2 protein-coding genes are annotated in these 2,388 nt (G+C 63.1%); both read right to left on the bottom strand.

The annotated features are described in order from the left end of the window. Positions 1-93: 93 nt before the first annotated feature. The gene (locus Q0877_RS16995) at positions 94-522 is read right to left on the bottom strand and encodes a hypothetical protein (protein WP_299170029.1); all 429 of its coding nucleotides are present in this window, start codon (positions 520-522) and stop codon (positions 94-96) included. 405 nt (positions 523-927) lie between these two features. Then, positions 928-2,136, bottom strand: a complete 1,209-nt coding sequence (locus tag Q0877_RS17000; RefSeq protein ID WP_299170031.1) for an IS110 family transposase — start codon at positions 2,134-2,136, stop codon at positions 928-930. Positions 2,137-2,388 lie beyond the last annotated feature (252 nt).

The raw sequence follows: 2,388 nt of genomic DNA on the forward strand, positions 1-2,388 counted from the left end.
ATCCGTAGGAATCTCAATGATGTTGTCAACGGACTATTTGGCCTGCTGGCAGGGTGTCCCGACCAGTTGTAGCCGGGGCACCCCTGAGAGTTGTTAGCTGGTCCAGCCGGGGTAGGGTTTGCGGTCTGCGGTGGGCAGCTCGGCTGCCGTGGCTGGGAGGTTCGCGGGACCGTCGGACTGGCCTGTCTTCCAGTGGAAGCACACTTCCTCGGTGATGGCTTCAAAGCATTGTTCCTGGGAGCGGAACCAGTGCGCGTGTGTGTCGCCCTCGACGTAGGTTCCGTAACCGAACAGTTCTCCAGTCTCGTCGTGGGTGCGGGCCGCAGCGAAGACGATCAGCGGCCAGGCTCCGGCGTCCCAGCCGTCGGATCCCCAGTTCGGCAGGGCTGACCAGCCGGTGCCTTCGAGGGTTTCCATCCAGTCGTACCCGTCCCCCATCGGGTCATCGACGGGAAGCCCCGGGACGGCGACGGTCTCGTTGGTGTCTGTGGTTGTCATGCGGATTCTCGTTGCAACGCTCATGGCTTGCTCCTTTAGTTCACGGGCGGGGTCGGATACCTTTGGTGATCAGCAGTTCCGGTTCCCTCTCCCCCACCATGTTTTTTGCCTGCTGGCGGAGCATCGCGGAGCTGTGCCCGACGGAGGCGGTGCCAACCCGTGAGGGCAAGCGGGCAGGAGTTTGGTGAGGAAACAAGCGACGTAGGAGCGCCGAACCGAAGTCCTGGACGTGCAGCCGGCCGCAGGCCGGTTGAACCGCCGGAGCGGGCACGTATGATCCAACGGACAGCAGCAAAAGACAGAGAAAGCTCTTCACAGCCCGAGCGGCAGCGAGGCCCGAAATGGGGTGGCGGCGGGCTCGAGCCGCACGGGCAATGGAGTCCTCCGCGGTATCGTGCCCGGAGAATCTACAGTGCGGAGTGTGACGGGTCAGGCCGCCAGAGGAGCTGGAGCGGCCGGCCGGGGCCCGTACGTGGTCCCGTCCCGCAGCATTGCCCAGAGGACGTTGAGCCGGCGTCTGGCCAGCGAGAGCACGGATTGGGTGTGGGTTTTACCTTCAGCGCGTTTGCGGTCGTAGTAGGTCCGTGACGCGGTCGAGCTTCTGAGGCTGGACATGGCCGCCAGGTAACAGACTCTGAGCAGCCGGCGGTCGTACCGCCGTGGCCGGTGGTGGTTGCCGCTGATTCGCCCCGAGTCCCGTGGGACCGGGGCCAGACCGGCGACACCAGCTAAGCGGTCGACGTTCTCGAACACACTCATGTCCCCGCCGGTGGCGCCAAGGAATTCCGCGCTGAGGACCGCTCCGAAACCAGGCATGCTCATCAGAACCGGCGCATGGCGGTGCTCTGCCACCCGCTCGGAGATGAGCGCATCGAGTTGGCTTAGTTCTTCCTGCAAGTCCAGGACCTCCCGTGCCAGGGCGGCCACGATCATCTCTCCGACCCGCTGCGCAGGAACCGTGGTGTGCTGCTCCTTGGCCGCTGCGATAGCGGTTTCGGCCACTGCCGCGCTGCTGCGGGCACCCTGGTTTTTCAGCCACGCCTGTAACCGAACCTGCCCCAGACGGCGAAGCCCCTCCGGGGTGCGGTACTTCGTCAGCAACAGCAGAGCCGCTTTGGAGCGGCTGTAGTCAAAGGACCTCTCCAGCGCCGGGAAGTACTCGAGCAGTTGCGCCCGGAGCCGGTTGATTGCCCGCGTTCTATCCATCGCTTTATCTGCACGGCGGGCGGTGAGGATTCTCAGATCAACACTGACCTCATCGCCGACACGTAGCGGCTGTAAGTCTCGGCGCATTCTGGCCTGGTCGGCGATCACCGCCGCGTCCTTCGCGTCGGTCTTGCCGTCCCCGCGATAGATGCGCGAAGCATGATGGACAGTGCGACCCGGGATGTACAGCAGCCGCTGATCACGCGCGGACAACAGGGCAATCAGCAACGCCGCTCCCCCATGATTCAGATCAGTCGCCCACGTCAGCTCCCCACTGTGTCCGCTGAGGCTCATGGCCTCCGAGATCAAGTCGAGCAGCTCACTCTCATTGTTGGGGACTTTCCGGGACAGCAGCCGCTGTCCTTCTGCATCGATAACCACGCAATGATGGTGAGTCTTACCGGCGTCAATCCCGGCCCAAAGGTTCGGCAAAGCTGTCTCCGATCAGTCAATGAACAGGTACACCCCACAGACAACTGCGCCGTCGTGTCCTTATCCAGCGATCATCGTCGCGTCTCTCAATTCAGCGGTCGAGTCATCAAGCGGGCGACGGGCGGCCAATCCTACGAAGCCGTAACAACCGTCCGGAACAGCAGCAAAAGCCATACCCATCACCCCTGGGTAGCCAAGACACTACAACTGCCCTGCGAACTACCTGCTCAACAACATAAGGACAGCAGCAAA

Source organism: uncultured Arthrobacter sp., from assembly GCF_947495145.1.
Taxonomy (GTDB): domain Bacteria; phylum Actinomycetota; class Actinomycetes; order Actinomycetales; family Micrococcaceae; genus Arthrobacter_D.

Excerpts from the sequence above, each read along its gene's own strand:
- Q0877_RS16995 (WP_299170029.1), bottom strand. The coding sequence starts at position 522 with ATGAGCGTTGCAACGAGAATCCGCATGACAACCACAGACACCAACGAG.